19 protein-coding genes and 1 tRNA gene are annotated in these 20,337 nt (G+C 69.0%); 12 read left to right on the forward strand and 8 right to left on the reverse strand.

All coding sequences use genetic code 11. The annotated features are described in order from the left end of the window. Positions 1-60: 60 nt before the first annotated feature. The 5 genes from AC0L6F_RS14245 to AC0L6F_RS14265 all read left to right on the forward strand — a co-directional run bounded on the left by AC0L6F_RS14245 (position 61) and on the right by AC0L6F_RS14265 (position 5,787). Positions 61-1,665 (forward strand): ABC transporter permease subunit, encoded by a 1,605-nt coding sequence (locus AC0L6F_RS14245; RefSeq protein ID WP_473538385.1) that lies wholly within the window; start codon positions 61-63, stop codon positions 1,663-1,665. Between the two features lies 1 nt (position 1,666). Then, positions 1,667-2,614 (forward strand): sugar ABC transporter permease, encoded by a 948-nt coding sequence (locus AC0L6F_RS14250; RefSeq protein WP_473538386.1) that lies wholly within the window; start codon positions 1,667-1,669, stop codon positions 2,612-2,614. Between the two features lie 21 nt (positions 2,615-2,635). Next, on the forward strand, positions 2,636-4,489 hold the full coding sequence (locus tag AC0L6F_RS14255) for a glycoside hydrolase family 13 protein (RefSeq protein ID WP_473538387.1): 1,854 nt from the start codon (positions 2,636-2,638) through the stop codon (positions 4,487-4,489). A gap of 79 nt (positions 4,490-4,568) precedes the next feature. After that, complete coding sequence (locus AC0L6F_RS14260) at positions 4,569-5,489, forward strand: PfkB family carbohydrate kinase (protein WP_473538388.1); 921 nt, start codon at positions 4,569-4,571, stop codon at positions 5,487-5,489. Positions 5,490-5,705: 216 nt separating this feature from the next. Beyond that, positions 5,706-5,787, forward strand: a tRNA-Tyr gene (locus AC0L6F_RS14265). 47 nt (positions 5,788-5,834) lie between these two features. Here AC0L6F_RS14265 and AC0L6F_RS14270 read toward each other — a convergent pair. Next, positions 5,835-6,023, reverse strand: a complete 189-nt coding sequence (locus AC0L6F_RS14270) for a hypothetical protein (protein WP_473538389.1) — start codon at positions 6,021-6,023, stop codon at positions 5,835-5,837. A gap of 173 nt (positions 6,024-6,196) precedes the next feature. On the opposite strand from AC0L6F_RS14270, the gene AC0L6F_RS14275 reads away from it, so the two are divergent. Continuing rightward, positions 6,197-6,664, forward strand: a complete 468-nt coding sequence (locus tag AC0L6F_RS14275; RefSeq protein ID WP_274637241.1) for a universal stress protein — start codon at positions 6,197-6,199, stop codon at positions 6,662-6,664. Here the strand turns inward: AC0L6F_RS14275 and AC0L6F_RS14280 are convergent. Next, a complete protein-coding gene (locus AC0L6F_RS14280) occupies positions 6,606-8,024 on the reverse strand; it encodes an HAD-IC family P-type ATPase (protein ID WP_473538390.1) in 1,419 nt (472 codons plus the stop codon). The two genes, AC0L6F_RS14275 and AC0L6F_RS14280, sit on opposite strands and share 59 nt — an antisense overlap. Beyond that, positions 8,012-9,118 carry an HAD-IC family P-type ATPase gene (locus AC0L6F_RS14285; RefSeq protein WP_473538392.1) on the reverse strand — a complete coding sequence of 369 codons (1,107 nt, stop codon included), beginning with the start codon at positions 9,116-9,118 and terminating at the stop codon, positions 8,012-8,014. The genes AC0L6F_RS14280 and AC0L6F_RS14285 overlap by 13 nt, the downstream gene beginning before the upstream one ends. A 276-nt stretch (positions 9,119-9,394) precedes the next feature. Between AC0L6F_RS14285 and AC0L6F_RS14290 the strand changes: the two genes are divergently transcribed. After that, a complete protein-coding gene (locus tag AC0L6F_RS14290) occupies positions 9,395-9,871 on the forward strand; it encodes a pyridoxamine 5'-phosphate oxidase family protein (RefSeq protein WP_259611371.1) in 477 nt (158 codons plus the stop codon). On the opposite strand, the gene AC0L6F_RS14295 is transcribed toward AC0L6F_RS14290, so the two are convergent. Both AC0L6F_RS14295 and AC0L6F_RS14300 read right to left on the reverse strand, forming a co-directional pair. Then, positions 9,848-11,740, reverse strand: a complete 1,893-nt coding sequence (locus AC0L6F_RS14295) for a heavy metal translocating P-type ATPase (RefSeq protein WP_473540011.1) — start codon at positions 11,738-11,740, stop codon at positions 9,848-9,850. The two genes, AC0L6F_RS14290 and AC0L6F_RS14295, sit on opposite strands and share 24 nt — an antisense overlap. Positions 11,741-11,799: 59 nt before the next feature. Further along, the gene (locus AC0L6F_RS14300) at positions 11,800-12,438 is read right to left on the reverse strand and encodes a response regulator (protein WP_259611372.1); all 639 of its coding nucleotides are present in this window, start codon (positions 12,436-12,438) and stop codon (positions 11,800-11,802) included. A 50-nt stretch (positions 12,439-12,488) separates the two neighbouring features. On the opposite strand from AC0L6F_RS14300, the gene AC0L6F_RS14305 reads away from it, so the two are divergent. Together AC0L6F_RS14305 and AC0L6F_RS14310 are read left to right on the forward strand one after the other, a co-directional pair. Beyond that, the gene (locus tag AC0L6F_RS14305) at positions 12,489-13,355 is read left to right on the forward strand and encodes an SDR family NAD(P)-dependent oxidoreductase (protein ID WP_473538393.1); all 867 of its coding nucleotides are present in this window, start codon (positions 12,489-12,491) and stop codon (positions 13,353-13,355) included. 68 nt (positions 13,356-13,423) lie between these two features. Beyond that, positions 13,424-15,124: a sensor histidine kinase gene (locus AC0L6F_RS14310; RefSeq protein WP_473538394.1), complete on the forward strand. Its 1,701-nt coding sequence runs from the start codon at positions 13,424-13,426 to the stop codon at positions 15,122-15,124. Between the two features lie 23 nt (positions 15,125-15,147). Here AC0L6F_RS14310 and AC0L6F_RS14315 read toward each other — a convergent pair whose 3' ends face one another. Next, the gene (locus tag AC0L6F_RS14315) at positions 15,148-16,083 is read right to left on the reverse strand and encodes a 1-phosphofructokinase family hexose kinase (RefSeq protein WP_259611375.1); all 936 of its coding nucleotides are present in this window, start codon (positions 16,081-16,083) and stop codon (positions 15,148-15,150) included. A gap of 210 nt (positions 16,084-16,293) precedes the next feature. Between AC0L6F_RS14315 and AC0L6F_RS14320 the strand changes: the two genes are divergently transcribed. The 3 genes from AC0L6F_RS14320 (at position 16,294) to AC0L6F_RS14330 (ending at position 19,032) form a co-directional block, all read left to right on the forward strand. Beyond that, a complete protein-coding gene (locus AC0L6F_RS14320) occupies positions 16,294-17,325 on the forward strand; it encodes a zinc-dependent alcohol dehydrogenase (RefSeq protein ID WP_259611376.1) in 1,032 nt (343 codons plus the stop codon). Between the two features lie 70 nt (positions 17,326-17,395). Continuing rightward, positions 17,396-18,076 (forward strand): response regulator transcription factor, encoded by a 681-nt coding sequence (locus tag AC0L6F_RS14325; RefSeq protein WP_259611377.1) that lies wholly within the window; start codon positions 17,396-17,398, stop codon positions 18,074-18,076. Continuing rightward, positions 18,073-19,032, forward strand: coding sequence for a sensor histidine kinase (locus AC0L6F_RS14330; RefSeq protein ID WP_274637250.1), 960 nt, complete (start codon positions 18,073-18,075; stop codon positions 19,030-19,032). The genes AC0L6F_RS14325 and AC0L6F_RS14330 overlap by 4 nt, the downstream gene beginning before the upstream one ends. Here AC0L6F_RS14330 and AC0L6F_RS14335 read toward each other — a convergent pair. Continuing rightward, complete coding sequence (locus AC0L6F_RS14335) at positions 19,013-19,777, reverse strand: FAD:protein FMN transferase (protein WP_259611378.1); 765 nt, start codon at positions 19,775-19,777, stop codon at positions 19,013-19,015. The genes AC0L6F_RS14330 and AC0L6F_RS14335 overlap by 20 nt on opposite strands. Before the next feature lie 38 nt (positions 19,778-19,815). Beyond that, positions 19,816-20,328, reverse strand: a complete 513-nt coding sequence (locus AC0L6F_RS14340; protein ID WP_274637251.1) for an FMN-binding protein — start codon at positions 20,326-20,328, stop codon at positions 19,816-19,818. Positions 20,329-20,337: the final 9 nt, after the last annotated feature.

Raw genomic sequence — 20,337 nt, forward strand, 5'->3', positions numbered from 1 at the left:
GGCCGGACCGGCTCCGCCCCCACCCGGTCGCTGACGCGCCCCGCACGACAGGAGTCGACGATGACAGGTCCCATCCTCCAGGACGAACGCGATAAGCCGGACGTCGCGACCGTCCGCCGCCGCACCCGCGCGGCCGCGCACGCCGAGGCGGCGAGCGCCGGCTGGAAGGTGTGGCTGACCAAGATCGTGCTGCTCGGTGTGATCGACGCCCTCGCCGTCTACGCGATGCTCGTGCTGATCGGGCAGGGCCAGTGGCTGATGCCGCTGGTCATCGCCGTGATCGCGGGCCTGGTCAACTTCGTCTATCTCAAGCCCGGGCTCCTGCCGGCCAAATACCTCACGCCGGGCCTGATCTTCCTGTTCATCTTCCAGATCTTCGTCGTCCTGTACACGATCTACATCGCGTTCACGAACTACGGATCCGGGCACGTCTCGACGAAGGACGACGCGGTGCACGCACTGCTGCAGCAGTCGCAGACCCGGGTCGAGGACTCGCCCACCTTCCCGGTGACCGTGCTCGAGCGGGACGGCTCGTTCTTCTTCCTGATCACCGACCCCGACACGGGGGCGTTCGAGGTGGGCGGCGCCGATCAGCCGCTCGAGCCGGTCGACGGCGCCACCGGCGCCCCCGGCTACACCACCCTGGACTTCGGTCAGATCGTGCAGCACCAGGACGCCATCGGCGCGCTGTCGGTCCAGCGCGACGCCGACCCGAACGACGGCTTCTTGAAGACCACCGACGGCTCCAACGCCTACCTGTTCACGTCGACGCTGACGTGGGATGCCGCAGCCGACACGATGACCGACACCAAGACCGGCACGGTCTACCGCGACACCGGTCACGGCGCGTTCACCGCGGACGACGGGACCCAGCTGCTGCCGGGCTGGCAGGTCTGGGTGGGTGCGGACAACTTCGTGCGGGCCTTCACCGATCAGTCCATCCGCGGCCCGTTCCTGCAGGTGCTGATCTGGACGTTCGTGTTCGCCGTCCTGTCGGTGGCCACCACCTTCGTCCTCGGACTGTTCCTGGCCATCGTGTTCAACGATCCGCGGATGCGCAGCAGGAAGCTCTACCGGGTGATCATGATCCTGCCGTACGCGTTCCCCGGCTTCCTGTCGGCGCTGGTGTGGGCGGGCATGTTCAACCAGGACTTCGGCTTCATCAACCAGGTGCTCTTCGGCGGGGCATCCATTCCGTGGCTGCAGGATCCGTGGCTGGCCAAGGCCGCGATCCTGATCGTGAACCTGTGGCTGGGCTTCCCCTACATGTTCCTGGTGTGCACCGGCGCCATCCAGTCGATCCCGGACGACATCCAAGAGGCCGGGCGGGTGGACGGCGCGAGCGTGTGGCAGGTCTTCCGCCATATCAAGTTCCCGCTGCTGCTGGTCTCGGTGGCGCCGCTGCTGATCTCGTCGTTCGCGTTCAACTTCAACAACTTCAACCTGATCTACATGCTCACCGGCGGCGGGCCGCGCATCGCCGACGCAAGCATCAACGTCGGCCAGACCGACATCCTCATCTCGATGGTCTACAAGGTCGCGTTCGTCGGCGCGAACCGCGACTATGGTCTGGCCAGTGCGTTCTCGATCATCATCTTCGTGCTGGTGGCGCTGATCTCGTACCTCAGCTTCCGGCAGACCAAGGTCCTCGAGGAGCTGAACTGACATGGCGATGAACTCCACTCCCGCGACGGCGACCGCCGCCGCCGTGCCCCCTCCCGCCGCCGCTCCCGCTCCCGCGGCCGCCCCGCAGCCGCGGCGGCCGTTCCCGCGCTGGTTCCGCGAGACCGGATGGCGGCACCTGGTCGGCATCGTCATGCTCGTGTTCGCGGCCTTCCCGCTGGTGTACGTGCTGTCGGCGTCGCTGAACCCGGGCGGCACGCTGCTGACCGCGAACGGACTGTTCCAGAACTTCGACCTGGGCAGCTACCTCGACCTGTTCGGCGATCCGACCCGCCCGTACGGGGCGTGGTTCCTGAACACGATCGTGATCGGCGTGGCCAGCTCGGTCGGCACCGTCATCCTGTGCGCACTGGCCGCCTACGCGTTCTCGCGGATGCGGTTCACGGGCCGCCGGTTCGGGCTGCTCACCCTGCTGCTGGTGCAGATGTTCCCGCAGCTGCTGGCATTCGTCGCGATCTTCCTGCTGATGTCGGCGATCGGCGACATCTTCCCGGTGCTCGGGCTGAACTCGCAGATCGGCCTGATCATGATCTACCTGGGCGGCGCGCTGGGGGTGAACACGTTCCTGATGTACGGGTTCTTCAACACCGTGCCCGCCTCGATCGACGAGGCCGCCAAGATCGACGGCGCCGGGCACGCACGCATCTTCTTCACCATCATCCTGCGGCTGGTCGCGCCGATCCTGGCGGTGATCGGGCTGCTGGCCTTCATCGGCACCACGAGCGACTTCGTGATCGCCTCGGTGGTGCTGGTCGATCCCGACAAGCAGACCCTCGCCGTCGGGCTGTACCAGTTCGTCTCGCAGGAGACCGCCCGCAACTGGAGCGTGTTCGCCGCCGGCGCGGTGCTTGCCGCGATCCTGCCGATGGCGCTGTTCCTGTCCCTGCAGCGCTACATCGTCAGCGGGCTGACCGCCGGCAGCGTGAAGTGATCTGCGCGGAGAATGGATGCCATGGACCTGACGCCGCACCACGACGGATCGCCGCTGCACGTCTCGGCCACCGACCCGGCCCTCGGCGACGAGGTCGTGGTCCGGCTGCGGGTGCCGGCCGGTGCCGCTCCGGTCGCGCGGGCGCTGGTGCGGTCCAACCCCGACCATGAGCCGGTCTGGGCCGAGGCATCCCACGACGGCGACGCCGATGGCTGGCAGTGGTGGTCGGCGCGGATCATCGTCGCCAACCCGCGGCACGGCTACCGGTGGGACCTCATCCACGCCGACGGGTCGACCTCCACGCTCAGCCAGGGCGGGCACAGCCGGCTCGAAGCCCTCGACGCGGTCGACTTCGCCCTGGTCGCCGGCAACCCGCCGCCGGAATGGCTGGGCGGGGCGGTGATGTACCAGATCTTCCCCGACCGGTTCGCGCGGTCGGCCGCGGCATCCGATCGCCGGTGGCCGGACTGGGCGATCCCCGCGGACTGGGACGCCCCGCTCGACCCGCTGCCGCCCGGGCGCAGCCACCAGCTCTACGGCGGAGACCTCGACGGGATCATCGACCACCTCGACCACATCGAGGGTCTCGGGGCGACGCTGGTCTACCACACGCCGATCTTCCCCGCCCGGTCGAACCACCGGTACGACGCGTCGAGCTTCGCGACCGTCGACCCGCTGCTCGGCGGCGATAAGGCGTACCTGCGGCTGATCGCGGCCGTGCACGGCCGCGGCATGCGCATCATGGGCGATCTCACCTCGAATCACTCCGGCGACGCGCACGAGTGGTTCCAGGCGGCGTACGGGCACCCCGGCTCGCCCGAGAGCGCCCTCTACTACTTCCGCGATGCCGCGCAGACCGAGTACGAGGCGTGGCTCGGCGTGCCGTCGCTGCCCAAGTTCAACTGGAACTCGGCCGAGCTGCGGCGCCGCTTCATCGAAGGACCCGACTCGGTCGTGGCCAAGTGGCTGGACGCGCCGTACCGCGTGGATGGCTGGCGGATCGACGTCGCGAACATGACCGGGCGGCTCGGCGCCGAAGACCTCAATGCCGAGGTCCGCGGCATCCTGCGCCGGACCATGGTGGAGACGAACCCCGACACGCTGCTGCTGGCCGAGTCGACCAACGACGCGGCGGGAGATCTGCAGGGGGATGCCTGGCACGGGGCGATGACCTACCCGGCGTTCACCCGCGGCGTGTGGGCGTGGCTGTCCGAGCCGACCGCGGACGCGTGGTTCTTCGGCATCCCGACCGGCCTGCCGCGCTACACCGCGCGTCAGTTCGTGGCCCAGCTGCAGCTGTTCACCGCGCAGATCCCGTGGCGGGTGCGGCTGGGCTGCATGCAGCCGCTGGACACGCACGACACCGCGCGGTTCGCCACGCACGCCGCCCCCGGCACGGTGCCGCTGGCGGTGGGACTGTCGATGACCCTGCCGGGTCTGCCGGTGGTGTTCGCCGGCGACGAGTTCGCACTGACCGGCGTGGACGGCGAGATGAGCCGGACCCCGATCCCCTGGGACCGGATCGACGAGCCGGAGGTGGCCGAGCGGATCGCGCTGTACCGCGACCTGATCGGGCTGCGGCACGCGCACGAGGCGCTGCGCACCGGCGGGCTGCGGTGGCTGCACGTGGACGATCAGACCGTGGTGTTCGTGCGCGAGGCCGCGTCGGGCAGCGTGCTGGTGCTGGCCGCGCGCAGGGACGTGGATGTCGTGCTCCCGGCGCCGCTGGTGATCGGGGCGGGCGCCGCCGAGGCGGCGTTCGGCGAGGCGACGCTCGGGGTGGCCGCGGACGGCTCGGTGCTGCTGTCGGCCGAGGGCCCGGTGTTCGCGGCATGGGCGCTGCCCGGGGTGGTGGCGCCGCCGGCGACGGCGTAGGGCGCGCGGCTCGGGCGCCGTGCGGCCGGGTGCCGTGCGGCTCGGGCGGCTGCGGCATCCGTCTGTCTACACTGACGGGATGGAACAGGTTGCCCCGGTTGCGGTGATCGGCGATGCGCTGATCGACGAGCTGCGCGACGGGACGTCGGTGACCGAGCTGGTCGGCGGGGCCGCGCTGAACGTCGCGGTCGGCCTGGTGCGTCTGGGCGTTCCGGCGACGCTGATCGCGATGGTCGGCGACGACGAGGCGGGCCAGCACATCCGCGCGTACCTGCACGACTACGGCGTGGGGCTGCTCGCGTCGCCGGCGCCGCGGGGGTCGTCCCGCGCGGTGTCGACCCGCACCGGCGGTGAGCCGGTGTACGAGTTCAATGCGGCCGCGCGCGGGCGCCGGGTCGAGTTCGGCGACGCGGAGCGGGCGGCGATCGCGGCGGCCCCGATCACGGCGGTCAGCTGCTTCCCGTTCGACGACGCCGAGCAGGTGCAGCAGCTGGCGGATGCCGTGGGGGAGCGTCCGTTGGCGATCGATCCGAATCCGCGGGCCGGGATGCTGCGCGATCGGGCCGAGTTCGTCCGCGGGTTCGAGTCGCTGGCCGGGCGCTCGCGCCTGGTGAAGGTGGGCGAAGAGGATGCCTCGCTGCTGTATGCGTCTGAGCTCGACATCCTGCGCACCCAGCTCTCTGAGGACGGAGCCGAGGTCGTGCTGGCCACGGCCGGTGCGGCCGGTGCGGTGCTGCAGACAGGTGGCACCGTGGTGAATGCGCCGATCGCGGCGGCGCCGGGTGGGGTCGTGGACACGATGGGCGCCGGTGACGCCGTGTTCGCGTCCGTGGTCGCCTCGATGGTCCGGGATGCTCCGGCCGACGCCCCGACATGGGAGGAGGCCCTCGAGCAGGCGATGGCGATCGCGGCGGCGACGGTCCGCTTCCACGGGGCGCTGCTGCGCCTGCCCGGCTCGGCCTCGGCCTCGGCGATGAACCTCGACCGCCTCGGCACCTGACCCCCCTCCCGCCGAGGTTGTGCTCCGTTCGCCGAGGTTGTCTTCGGTTCGTCGAGGTTGTGCACAATCTCGGCGCACGAACGACAATCTCGGCGGACAAACGACAATCTCGGCGAGTGGGAGGAGACGGTCGGGCTGTTCACGGAGGGGTGCGGGAGCAGGTAATATAGGTGATCGCGCCTCCGGTCGACTGTACAAGCTGGGCGGGTGCGCCTCGGCGAGTTACCCAAGCGGCCAAAGGGATCTGACTGTAAATCAGCCGGCGTAGCCTTCGGGGGTTCGAATCCCTCACTCGCCACCGAGTGATGAGTCGGGACATGGGTCTCTGGTGAGTCGCGACATATGTCACGGATGAGAGCCCGGCCATCGGCCGGGCTCTCGTTGTGTGTTGCGCCAGTATGTCCGGTCGGGGTCGATGGTGTTGGTGGCGATGATCTCGCCGGTGTTCAGGTGGACGATGGTGGTGGTGTTCTCGTCGGCGAGGATGAGGACGCGTGTGCCGCGGTGGGCGATACCGACGCCGAGGTGGTGCATGCGGCCGGCGCGGCGGAAGCTGATCTTCCCGTTGCTGCCGACGTGGTCGCAGCGCAGCCGGTAGTGCGCGGTGTCGCCGAGCTCTGCAGGGGCGGCTTTTCGGGGTGTGGGCAGGCGCTCAGATGTGACTTTCGTCCTGCTGGCGCGACCGCCCCGACATCAGAGTGGCGGGTATGGACGACAGCAGAGACAGGGACCGTGTGTTGGTCGGCGTGGATGGCTCGACTTCGTCGATCGAGGCGCTGCGCTATGCGGCTCGTATCGCGACGGCATTGGGGTCACCGCTCACCGTGGCCATCACCTGGACGTACCATCCATTCGTCTCGCCGTATCTTTCCGACTCCTGGTCGCCCGAGCGCGATGCGGAGATGGTCCTCGACACAGCCATCGAGAGCGCGTTCGCCGATGTGCCGCCGCCGTTGAATCGAGCGGTTCTCATCGGGCCGGCCGCATTGACGCTCATCGAAGAGAGCGCCTACAGTGCGATGCTCGTCCTCGGGAGCCGTGGCCACGGCGGATTCGCTGGACTGCTGCTCGGGTCCGTGAGCGCGGCGTGCGCCGAGCATGGACACTGTCCGGTCCTCATCGTTCATCCTCGCCGACAGCAAGAGGGGACGCGGGGCGGGCCTGACGAGTCCTGACCCCCGTCGCCACCGAGAACCGTGCAGCGCGGCGGGCGATGCGGTGTCGGTACGCGCGACGGCGGATCGCCGCATCTCGGGGCCGTTCGAGTCGGGAGTAGTAGAGCACCTTCGCGAGCTCGACCAGGACCAGGTAGGCGACCACCATCCCAACGAGCGCGAGAAAGAAGGGCGCGGGCAGCGGTGTGAATCCGAGGAAGCCGGCAGCCGGCGAATACGGCAACCATGTGCCGAGTGCGACGACGGCGAGGACGCCGAGCGTGAGCGGCAGCGCGGGGCGGCTTCGGAGGAAGGGCACACGACGCGTGCGCACCGCGAAGACGATGAGCGTCTGCGTGGCGATCGATTCGATGAACCATCCCGAGCGGAATTCCGGCGGCGCTGCATGGAATGCGACGAGCATCAGGCCGAACGTGGCGAAGTCGAACAGTGAGCTGATCGGGCCGAAGAGCAGCATGAACCGCCGGATAGCGGGGATGTCCCAGTGCGAGGGCGCCCGGAGTTGGCTCGCGTCGACGTTGTCCGTCGGAATCGCCAACTGGCTGGAGTCGTACAGGAGGTTGTTGAGGAGGATCTGCCCGGGCAGCATCGGCAGGAACGGCAGCAGGAGGGACGCGAGGGACGCACTGAACATGTTCCCGAAGTTGCTGGACGTGCCCATCAGCACATACTTGATCGTGTTGGCGAAGATCCGCCGACCCTCCGTCACACCGTCGGCCAGTACACCGAGATCCTTCTCGAGCAGGATCATGTCGGCCGCATCCTTTGCGACATCCACGGCAGAGTCGACGGAGATCCCGACATCGGCGCGATGAAGTGCGAGCGCATCGTTGACCCCGTCGCCGAGGAATCCGACCGCCCGCCCCTTCTGCCGCAGCGCCAGGATGACGCGCGCCTTCTGCTCCGGCGACACACGGGCGAAGACGGTGACGTCCGGTGCGGTGCGAGCCAGGTCTGCATCGTCCATCGCGTCGATCTGATCGCCGGTCACGGTGCCCTCCACCGGCATGCCGAGCTGTTCGCACACGTGGACCGCGACGGCTGCGCTGTCGCCGGTGGCGACCTTCACACGGACTTCCAGGGCCGTGAGCCGAGCCAGTGACTCCGCGGCATCGGCCTTGATCCCGTCGGTGAACACGAGGAAGCCGTTCAAGGTGAGGTCGTTCTCTTCCTCGCGCAGCACCGTTGCCGTCGGCGCGCGGCGGGAGGCCACAGCGACGACGCGCGCACCGGTCTGGTAGAGGGATGCCAGAGCTGACCGGTCGGCATCCGCGACGTCGGTGCACCTTGGCATCACCGACTCGGGCGCGCCCTTCGCGACCACGAGAGCCTCGCCGTCCGGACCAATCACGAGCGCCACAGCGCCGCATCGAGGGCGTTCAGGCCGATGGTGGAGTCAGAGAGGGGGTCCGCATCGGTGGCGAGCAGTCCGAGGAGAGAGAGACGCTCCGCGTCTTCGCCCTCGATGGGCAGGGCACGGTCGAAGCGGATGCTCCCGGTGGTCAGGGTCCCTGTCTTGTCGGTGACGAGCAGATCGAGGTCTCCGAGGTCCTCGATGCAGACCACGCGTTTGACCAGCACTTTCTGCCGTGCGAGTCGGCGCGAGCCGGCCGCCAGGCTCGCGCTCACGACCGCGGGCAGAAGCTGCGGGGTGATGCCCACGGCGATGGCGAGCGAGAACAGGAGCGAATCGATCAGGGGACGCCCGAGCAGGAGCGCCGCCACGAAGATCGACGAGGTCAGGATCACCGCGATGATGAGGAGGAAGGTCGAGAACTGCCCCAGACCGCGCTGGAACTCGGTGACCGGCTCCTGCACGTCCAACCCGAGTGCGATGCGGCCGAACTCGGTGTCGCCTCCGGTGGCGACCACCAGGCCCGTGCCGCTTCCGGCCTGCACCACCGTTCCCATCAAGGCGCAACAGGTGAGATCACCGAGGGCGGCAGCCCCGGCCACCGCATTCGTCGACTTCGCCACCGCAGACGACTCGCCCGTCACGATGCCTTCATCGCATTCCAGCCCGGTGGTCGCGATCAGCCGCAGATCCGCGGGAACGACCGCTCCCACGGACAGGATGACGACGTCGCCCGGCACGATGCCACTCACATCGATGCGACTCCGTGCCCCGTTCCTGAGTACCACGGCGGTGTGGCGCAGCCGCTCATGGAGTGCGACGGCGGATCGTTCCGCACGAAACTCGTTCACGAAGCCCAGCCCGACGCTGATGGTGACGATGACAGCGATCGTGAGTGCGCTGATTCCCTCGCCGACGAACGCCGACACCAGTGCCGTCCCGCACAACAGGAGGAGGATCGGGCTGCGCAGCTGCCGCCCGAGCACACGCAGGGGGCGAGCCCGGTGCTCGCGCAGCGCGTTCGGCCCGAAGCGCTCGCGACGTGCGGTGACGTCGATGTCGGAGAGCCCCGCGGGGGTTGACCCGACTGAGGCGAGCACGCCAGCGATATCCTCTCCGGCTGCCGCACGGACGAGGCTGACCGTCGCGGCCAGAGGCCGCGGGCCGGTCTTCGGAGATCTCACCGTTCTGATCCCGCTGGAACGGATGGTTCTTCCAAGAGACCGCTGGTCACACGCATGATCTCATCGTGGTCTGATCGGGTGGGCGCGCGCCAGTGACATTGGTCCCATTGCGAATCGCAGGGACCAACGACCCGCCGCGCAGATTGCGGGCAGCGGACGATCAGAGGAACATGATTCCCATAAGGAGTCCCGATGACTGAAGGTGAAGAGGTCTCGCGGGGCGCCTCCGGATCGAGCGCCGCCGTACGCATCGAGGAGGTGCCGTCGGACGAATGCTGGCGGCTGTTGGGGCACGCGTCCCTGGCGCGTCTGGCATTCGTCGATGCGGACGGCGATCCTGAGATCTATCCGGTGAACTTCCAGACCGACCGCGGAGTCATCCTCATCCGGTCGGCCGATGACGGCAAGGCCCGCTCGATCGCGGCTCATCCCCGGGTCGCCATGGAAGTGGACGGCGGCGCGTTGCGAGTGCGCTGGAGCGTCATCGTCCACGCGACCGCCGAAGTGAGCGCGACCGACGCCGCGGTCCAGCTGCCCACCCCGCCCGACGCGCTCTCGTGGTTCCCGGGCGAGAAGGCGCTCGTGATCAGGCTGATGGTGAGGTCGATCACCGGGAGGAGATTCCTCGTCCCGGCCGGTGTGCGGCTACCCGGCGCGTCCAGCGAATGAGCTGACCCGAACGCCACGTTCCGCGGGAGATTTCCCACGACCGAGGGCTCGCAGCGCGTAGAGGATGGTCGCCAGGTCGACGAGTTCCTGGACCAGCGCTCCTGTCACGGCGGGGATGACGCCGGTCATGGCGACGAGCATCAGCGCGATGCTGAGGGCGATCCCGATCCAGATCGAGGTCAATGCGACGCGGAGCGTGTGGCGCCCGATCGAGACCGCATCGACCACCGGGCGAAGCGAATCGACGAGTACGACGATGTCTGCGGCCTCGCCGGCCGCTGTCGCGCCCTTCGCGCCCATCGCGACACCGATGTCGGATGCTGCGAGCACGGGCGCATCGTTGATCCCGTCGCCGACCATCATGACCGGGCGAGGGCGCAGCTGTGCGGCGAAGTGCACCTTCTCGCCGGGGAGCAGCTCGGACTCCACTTCGGTGATCCCCACGTCCGCCGCGATCGACTCGGCCGTGGAGCGGGCGTCGCCGGTCAGCATCACGATGCGTTCGACTCCGTGCTCCCTGAGCCATCCGATGACCTCACCGGCTTCGGTGCGCGGGGCGTCGGCGAGCACGAGGCTGCCCGCGAACGCTGCGTCGATCGCCACGTAGGCCGCGGCCTGACCGGGTGCGAGGCTGGTGCGCTGGAGAGCGGGGACGAGTGAGGCGATGAAGGCGGGTTTGCCCACGGTGACGGTGCGCCCCTCGATCACCGCCGTGACCCCGTTGGTGGCGACCTCGCGGGCATCAGCGGAAGCGGCCAGCGGCATCCCCCGATCGATCGCGGCCTGACGAACCCCCGCGGCGAGGGCGTGCGAGGAATACTGCTCGGCCGACGCGGCCAGCCGAAGCACGTCATCGGCGCCGAATCCGTTCGCGGGCCGGACATCGACGAGCTCGGGGCGTCCCCGTGTGAGGGTGCCGGTCTTGTCGAATGCCGCCACCCGCACCCGGGCGAGCTGCTCGATGACCGCGCCGCTCTTCATGATCAGTCCGGTCTTCGCACCGCGCGACAGCCCGGCCAGGAACGCGACCGGGGCGGCGATCAGCAGCGGGCATGGCGTGGCCAGCACGAGCACCTCCGCGAAGCGGACAGGGTCGCCCGACAGGCCCCACGCGATCGCCGCAAGGATCAGCGAGACGGCCGTGAACGGCACCGCGAAACGATCCGCGATCCGGACCACGGGAGCGCGGGACTTCTCCGCCTCGTGCACGAGCGCCACGATCTGCTGGAATTGGCTGTCACCGCTGCGCCGAAGAGCCCGGATGCGCACGGCTCGCTCGCCGTTCACGGCTCCGGAGGGCACTTCATCCCCGATGTGGCGGGTCACTGGGAGGCTCTCACCGGTCAGCGAGGACTCGTCGAATGAGGACTCCTCGGCCAGCAGCGTCGCGTCAACGGGCACGACCTCGCCCGGCCGGACCAGGAGAAGGTCACCGACCTCGACATCCTCCACCGGAACATCGGCCACGGCCTCACCCGTCCCGTCGCGCCTGTCCGCGAGGACATGCGCATCTCGGGGCGAACGATCCAGGAGCGAGGTCAGATCCCGCTTCGCGCGTCGCGCGGCGACATCCTCGAGCGCCTCGCCGCCCGAGAGCATGAGCACGATGATCAGCGACGCGATGTACTCGTCCACAGCGAGGGTGGCCACCATCGCCACGACGGCGAGGATGTCGAGACCGACATGTCCTCGCATCACGTCTCGGACCATCCCGACCAGGGTGTAGACGACGACGAGGGCGACCCAGACGATCGCCAGCCATCGGCCCGCACGCTCGCCCCCGATGCCGGTGAGCACGAGGACCGCGGCGAGCACGAGCACCGTCACCACGATCACCGGGCGCGACCAGACCAGCCGCGCCAACCGGATCGCTGCGGTCTCCCGGCCAGCGGACTGTGGCGCCGGGCCCACGGATCTCTTCGGGGCGGCTATAGCGGGCCTCCCGTGCGCTCGATCTCGAACACGGCCGCTTGAGTGCGATGATCCAACCCCAGCTTGCTGAGCATCGTCGACACGTAATTCTTAACGGTCTTCTCCGCCAGTCCGAGACGTTCGCCGATCTGCCGGTTCGTGAGGGCATCCGCGATCAGGCTGAGGATCTGTCGTTCACGTAGGCTCAGCGATCCGAACCGAGGATCCTCGGCCGACGCGGTTCGCAGTACCCGCGTCGCCTGCATCCTCGCCGCCGGATGCAGCAGCTTGCCGCCGGTGACGACGGTGCGCACCGAGTTGACGAGATCGACGGTGCGCACCGACTTGAGCAGGTAGCCGGCGGCATCCGCCAAGACAGCGGCCATCACGGCGTCGTCGTCGTCGAACGCGGTCAGGATCAGGCAGCGCACGTCCGGATGCTCCTGCCGGACATGGCGGCAGAGGTCGATTCCGCTTCCATCCGGGAGTCGCACGTCCAGAATGGCGAGGTCGGGAAGGGTGGCGGCGATCCGTGCGGACGCGTCCCGAACCGTACCCGCCTCACCGACGATCGTGAAGTCGGGCTGGGTCTCCAAGACCCCGGCGATTCCGCGACGCACGACTTCGTGGTCGTCGACAAGGAAGATCGTGACCATGCCGCCACCCCCGATCGCATCACACCCGCGCAGTTCACCGGCAGGAGACCATGCGCCGAATCTATCCGACCGGGACAGAAGAGGAAGGGACTTTCGGCCCGGTCGCGGAGCATCGACCGCAGTTGGCTGACAGCATCCGACCGGGCACCGCAGCTATGAAGGGAATCAGCATGGCCGACAACCGCTTCCAGGATCACACCATCATCGTGACGGGTGCCGGTTCCGGCATCGGCCGCGCCACCGCCGTCCGACTCGCAGCCGAAGGAGCCCGCGTCATCGGCGTCGACATCTCCCGCGAGCGGCTCCGGGCGCTGGAGGCCGAACTCGGAGAGAGCGTCTCCACCATTGACGGGGACCTCGCCAGCCAGCTCACGGTCGACCGCGTGATGGCGCTGGCCCGCCCGCGTGTGGACGGCCTCGCGAACGTCGCCGGCATCATGGACGGATTCGAACCGACCGCCGAGATCGCGGACGAGACGTGGGAACGAGTCATCTCGGTGAACGTCACGGGGATGATGCGGATGACACGGGCCGTGCTCCTCCTGATGATCGAACACGGTCGGGGGTCGATCGTCAACGTCGGTTCCGAGGCCGGCCAGCGCGGGTCCGCCGCGGGCACCCCGTACACCGTCTCCAAGCATGCGGTGAACGGATTCACGCTGAGTACGGCGTTCTTCTACACGGCCAAGGGCATCCGCTGCAACGCAGTGGCGCCCGGCCCGGTGGCGACGAACATCGACGCGCCGTTCCGGTCGGCCTTCGCTCAGGAACGCCTCGGACCGATCTTCCAGACAACGGTGCCGCCCGTGGCACAGCCCGAGGCGATCGCGGCAGCCATCGCCTGGCTGCTCAGCGACGACGCTTCCGATGTCTCTGGTGCGATCCTCCCCGTCGACGGCGGCTGGGCGTCCCTCTGACGTCGTGGAATCGAGTGGATCATCCGCCCAGGAGAGATGCGAGGATGAGGGCATCGAAGGTGCATCTCATGGCTGAAGAGGGCCTGCCGACCCCCGACCTCCCCCGGGGTGAGCTCGAGACGACTATCCGGGAGCTGATCGCCCGTGCGCAGCGCGTCCTCGATACCCAGGGACGGCTGCGGCAGCTTCTCACGGCGACGCGCGTCGTGACCGAGCCTCTCGACATCGAGCAGGTGCTCATCCGCATCGTCAAGGCCGCAGTGGACCTGGCCCGGGCGCGATACGGGGCCATCGGCGTCAGGGACCAGGACGGCTCACTGGAACGCTTCATCCACGTCGGGATGGACGACGAGCAGGTGGCAGCGGTCGGCCATCTGCCGGAGTGGCGTGGGCTGCTGGGCATCGTCTTCCACGAAGGGCAGAACCTCCGACTGGCCCATATCGTCGACGACCCTCGATCCGTGGGGTTCCCGGAGGGCCATCCGCCGATGGATTCATTCCTCGCCGTCCCCGTCCGCGTGCGCGACACCGTGTTCGGCAACCTCTATCTCACCGACCAGGTGGACGGGGCGTTCTCCGACGAAGACGAGGCGCTCATCGAGTCTCTCGCCGCTGCGGCCGGGGTGGCCATCGAGAACGCGCGGCTGTATGAGGAGGCTCGGCGTCACGAGAGGCTGAGCAAGGCCCTGTCGGAGATCAGCGCGGCACTCCTGGATCCCGGCACCGAAGACGTTCTCGCACTGGTCACCGAGCGGCTCACCGGGGTGGTGGCCACCGAGTTGGTGACCATCGTGGTCCCTGTCGACGTCGATGACTGGCGTATCGCTTCGGCGCAGGGAGCCAGAGCGGCCGGGCTCACCGGCATCCTCATCCCCGCCGCCTCGGCTCTCGGCGCACGAGCGGTCGAGTCGGGTGAGGTCGTGACCGGGGCGTTCGCAGATCAGGACACGGAGCATCGGATACGCGGCGATCGAGGGGCCGTGCTCGGTCCGAGCGCTGCCGTTCCGCTCAATGCCGGCGGGCGTCCGATCGGTGCCCTGTGCGTCTCGCGCGACGATCCGGGCAGACCGTTCACACGTACCGAACTCGACACCATCGAGGAGTTCGCGAACCAAGCGGGAATCGCTCTCTCGCTTGCGTGGGCGCGCCGAGACCGACAGCAGCTCGAGGTCATCGACGAGCGCAGTCGCATCGCCCGGGACCTGCACGATCACGTCATCCAACGTCTGTTCGCCACAGGACTCGGCCTTCAAGCGCTGGCATCCGCCGAGCCCGCCGCCGCAGCACGGCTCGATGCGCACGTCGCCGAACTCGATGCGGCGATCGCTGAGATCCGAACGGCGATCTTCACCCTCCGCGCGAGACCCGCAGCCGGGGGAGCGGGCCTCACCCGCAATCGCATTCTCGATGTGATCGGTGAACTGACTCCTGCGCTCGGGGGGTCTCCGAGCGTCACCTTCACCGGCGCCATCGATCTGACGCTCACCGGGGCTGTCGCCGACGACGTGATCGCCGTCGTTCGCGAAGGACTGGCGAACATCGCGCGACACGCACGGGCGCAGAACACCGCAGTCGACGTGTCGGTGAGCGAGGTGGCCATCATCGTCACCATCGAAGACGACGGGGACGGTGTCGGATCGGACGCGACCCTGACCGGTGGCACCGCGAACCTGCGGGATCGTGCCGAGAGTCGGGGCGGCGAATTCTCGCTGCGTCCACGAGCCGCGGGCGGCACCCGCCTCGAGTGGAGGGCACCGCTGCCACGGTGATCCGGCGACGCCAGCCTGGGCGATCACGCGGTCAGGGAGCGCTCCAGCCGGGCGACATCGGCCGGCAGACACAGTCCGGTGCCCAGCATCGTTGCCGTGGCGCTTCCCGCGGCGACGGCTGTGCGGAACGCCTCGGCGGGCGGTCGCCCTTGCGAGATTCGAAGCACGAGGCCGGCCAGGAACGCATCGCCGGCACCGACCGTGCTTGTCACGGCGACCCTCGGAGTGGGAAGGCGGAGGACCCCCGTCACGGAGATGAGAAGCGCACCGGCAGCACCAAGCGTCAGGGCGATCATGTCGGCCCTGCCCGCGCGGATCAAGTCGGTCGCCGCATCGACCTGATCCGCGGTGGTCATGTCATGCCCGCCGCCGACCAACTGGGCGAACTCGTCCCGGCTGGGCTTGATGAGGAAGACTCCCTCCGCCAAAGCATGGACGAGGGGTGGACCGGACGCATCGACGACCAGCCGGACATCCTCGTCTGCTGCGTGGCGGGCGAGCATCCCGTAGAAGTCCTCGGGGACACCGGGCGGAAGACTGCCGCTGGCGACGACGAGCCCGCCGTGCGGCAGATGATCCACGGTGGCCGAAAGACAGTCCGACCACTCGGCTTCGCTCAGATGCGGCCCCGGCAGAACGAATCTGTACTCGCGACCCGTGGACACCTCGGCGACGGTGAAGCTCTCACGGGTGTCACCGGCGATCGGCACGACTTGTCCGGTCAGGCCCTCCGCCGATGCCAGCCGACGATAGTCCTCACCGGTGGCACCGCCGAGGGGGTAGATGGCGTACGAGCTTCCGCCCAGATTCCGGATCGCCCGCGAGATGTTCACACCGCCCCCGCCGGGGTCGGAGCGTGCGGAATCGCACCGGAGCTTGTGCTCAGGCACCACGCGTGGGACGGACGTCGATATGTCGAGCGCGGGGTTCATCGTCAGCGTGACGATACGCTCGGTCACTCCGCGCCGCCCGCGGCGGGTACCTCTTCAACTGCCATGGGATGACGTTGACGCAAGCACACGCGGGGGAGAGGGACGAAGGTCCCGCGCGGAGTGGTGCTCTCGATCGCGATGAGCCCGGGTCGACGCTCCGCAGTCCACGGGACCTTCGTCCTCGAGCCGACCGCCCCTCCGCCACAGAGTGGAAGACACCGAGACAAGGAGCCCGTCATGCATGCAGCCGTCGCCACCAGCTTCACCGAGCCGCTCACCATCGAAGAGCGTCAGATTCCGTCGCCTGGCCCGGGCCAGGTGCTCGTGCGTATCGAGGCGTGCGGACTGTGCCACACGGACATCCATGCTGTGCACGGCGACTGGCCGGTCAAGCCCGATCTGCCCTTCGTCCCCGGACACGAGGGCGTCGGGGTCGTCGAACGGCTCGGAGACGGTGTCACCTCGCGAACGATCGGTCAGCGCGTCGCCCTGCCGTGGCTCGGTCACGCCTGCGGCGAGTGCCGATACTGCATCGATGGTCGCGAGAACCTCTGCGAGCGGCAGTACAACACCGGCTACTCGGTCGACGGCGGCTACGCAGAGTACGCCCTCGCCGATGCGCGCTTCGCCACCCCCGTGCCGGACGGGATCCCTCCTCTGGATGCGGCGCCGCTCACGTGCGCTGGCGTCACGACCTACGCCGCGGTGAAAGCAGCGTGCGTGGTCCCCGCCGAACGGGTGGTGGTCTTCGGCGTCGGCGGCCTCGGACACCTGGCGGTGCAGTACGCACGACTCGTCGGGGCTCAGGTTCTGGCGGTCGATGTGACACAGGAGAAGCTCGACCTGGCCCTGGACCTTGGCGCGGACCACGCGATCAATGCATCCGAGGTCGATCCGGTCGACGCCATCCTGCAGCTCGGCGGTGCCGACGTGGCCATCGTCCTGGCCGTGGCCCCCACGGTCTTCGACCAGGCGTTCCGGTCGTTGAACCGAGGCGGTCGGTTGGTGCTCGTCTCACTCCCGGCCGCCGGCACCCTGACGATCCCGATCTTCGACACCGTGCTGAAGGGCATCTCGATCATCGGCTCGATCGTGGGCACCCGTCAGGATCTCGCCGAGGTGTTCGCCCTCCATGCGGCCGGTCGCACAAAGGTGATCGCCGCGGAGCGGAAACTGGGCGACGTGAACGAGGCCATGGCAGAGGTGCTGCACGGTACCGTCCCCGCCCGACTCGTGTTCACGTACGACGCGGGACCGCACGCGGGCTGAATGACGCTGGCCCTCACTCCCGCGGTCTGCTTGAATCGCGGAAGGCGAGACCGGTGGGAAGAGGGCGCGGGTGACACGGGGACACGACACCGCTCGGCCGCGGGTGCTGTATGTCGAGGACGACCGCACGATCGCCGACATGACCGTGGCCGTCCTGTCCGAGGTGTATGACGTCGAGCACGTCGGCGACGGCCGCGATGCGCTGCGCCAGGCGCTGAACGAACGGTTCGACGTGTTCGTGATCGACCGGCGGCTGCCCGGCATGAGCGGCACCGCGCTCGTGGATGCGATCCGGACGGCGAAGATCACGACTCCCGTGCTCATGCTGACGGCGCTCGGCGCCGTGGTCGACCGGGTCGACGGACTGGATGCCGGTGCCAACGACTATCTCGTGAAGCCGTTCGACTTCGACGAGTTGCTGGCGCGGCTGCGCGCGCTGATCCGAGGTCACCGCGCCGAGGGCCGTCGTCGTGCGATCGCCGAGTGGAACTTCGTGCCCGAGTCCTCTCTCGTCTACGGCCCGTTCGGCGAGAGGGTCGCCTTGACGACCACCGAGACGCGGATGCTGACGGTTCTGACCGAGAGCCCCGACCACGTCTTCTCTCGCGACGAGCTCATGCACACCGTGTTCGCATCCGATGACGCGTTGAGCTCGGTGGACACCTATGTGCACTACATCCGCCGCAAGACCGCTCCCGAGGTCATCGAGACGGTGCGCGGTCGCGGGTACCGAGCCGGTGCGCCGTCATGAGCCTGGAGGCCGACCGTCGGCGGGTTCAGCGTTCCGCGCTGCGGGTCGGGATGCTGGTGGGAGCGGCATCCGCCGTCGCGATCGCCGTGGGCGTGACGATCCTCGTGATCGTCATCGTGTCCACCGGGCGCCCGGAGCACCCGCACGGTGGCGCGCCGGCCGACAACGATCACGTCGTCGTGGATGTGGACAGGGTCCTGCCCTGGGTCGTCGCGCTCGGGATCGTCGGCATCCTCGTGCTGGGCGTCGTGGCCTGGCTCGCCGCACGGTGGGCGGTCGCGCCGCTGTCCCAGGCGCTCCGGCTGCAGCGCGGTTTCGTGTCGGATGCGAGCCACGAGCTGCGCACGCCGCTGACCGCCCTCACCGGGCGCATCCAGATCGTGCAGCGTCGGCTCGGCCGGGGGCAGCCGATCGAGGCCACTGTGACCGAACTGCGTCGCGACGCCGCCATGCTCGACGACGTGCTCACCGACATGCTACTGGCGGCCGAAGGGGGCACAGCCGCAGACGGGCGGGCGGATGTCGCGGCCTGCCTGCACGATACGACGCGGACGATGTCGCCCCTGGCCGAGGAGAACGGCGTCACCCTCCGCACCGATGCCGGCGCCGCTCTCGCGGTCCGGATGCCGGCGGTCACGCTGACGCGCCTGTGCGTGGCACTCGTCGACAACGCCATCGCGCACGCGCCGGGAGGGTCCGAGGTCACGCTGGCGGCGGCCGCGGCCGGCGACACGGTCCAGATCCGCGTCGCCGACGCCGGTCCGGGCATCGACCCACCGGACGCAGCCCGGATCTTCGAGCGATTCGCACGGTCGGCCGAGTCAGGCCGCCGTCGGGGCTTCGGCCTCGGTCTCGCCCTCGTGCGCGAGGCTGCGGCCCGCTACGGCGGAAGCATCCGGATCGAGGCGACGTCGCCGGCCGGAACGGTGTTCCTGCTCACGCTGCCGTCGGCATGAGTGGAGATCCTGCGACCACGGCTACCTCGACACCACCGACCCAGCGCCGGGTGGACCCGTCGCCCGCAACGAGCATCCCGGCCGTGGTCGGTGCCTGAGTGATCCACCGCAGATCGCCCGCCACCACCGCGGCGGTGGCCCACACATCCGCCGTCGTCAGATCGTCGGCCAGGACGGTCGCGCTGCGGACGGCGGTCGCCGGCTCACCGGAGCGCGGGTCGATGATGTGCGCCCCCCGCTCGGCGGTCCCGGATGTCGCGACCGCCCCGTCGCGCACCTCCACGGTCGCGAGCACGCCGCCCGGGTGATCGGGGTCGGCGATCCCGATCCGCCAGATCCAGTCGGCGCTCGGCGCGGTGAACAGGCGCAGGTCGCCGCCGGCCCCGATGCCGACCGCGTCGAGTTGGGGGTGCGCGGTCAGGGGTGCGAGGTGCCGCGCGGCGCCCACATCCACGGCCCATCCCTTCACGAAGCCGGTCGGGTCGAACCAGCCTCGCCACCAGGCGTCGAACAGGCCGCCGGTGTGCGCGGCGGCAGCGACGCAGCGCGCCTCCACATGTGCGACGCGCGGATCGGCGTTCTCGAGACGGAGCTCGCCCCGTCGGATGCGACTGATGTCGGAGTCGCGCCGGAACGGTGAGAACACGGACTCGATGTCGCGCAGCTCGGCGACGCATCCGGCCACCGCGGCCGCGGTCTCGTCGTCGGACTCGCCGATGACATGGATGCTGACCGCAGTGCCCATCAGCTGTTCGACCCAGGCCCTCCGCGGTTTGCACGCACTCATCGCGCCGCCTGGTCGAGCGCCGACTGCAGCGACTGCAGATAGCCGTCCGAGGTGAATGTCGCCCCCGAGATCATGTCGATCCGCGCGTTCTGCGCCGACAGCGTCTCGGAGACGAGCTGCGGCACCGCATAGCCGTTGATCTGCGCGTCGCGAGGGCTCTCGGTCGGAAATTCGGGCACGTCTACGGCGGTCAGCTTTCCGCCCGAGACGGTGACCTGCACCTGCACGGGACCGTACTGCGTCTGGGCGGCGTCGCCGGTGTAGCTGCCGTTCTTCAGCGTTCCGGATGCGGTCGAGCCAGTACCCGTGCTGCCGGGTGTGTCCGTTCCCGTGCTGCTGGAGCTGTCCGAGCCGCCGCTGCCTGCGCCGCCTGTGGTCGCGCCGCTCGTGGTCCCTGTCGTGCTCGCCGTGGGGACCGGAACCAGGTCCGCGCCCAGCGAGGTCCGATAGCTGAACAGGAGGACCAGTCCGCTGACCGTGGCGAGGGTTCCGTAGATGATCTTCTTCATGTCCACTCC

Source organism: Microbacterium sp. G2-16M (assembly GCF_055809115.1).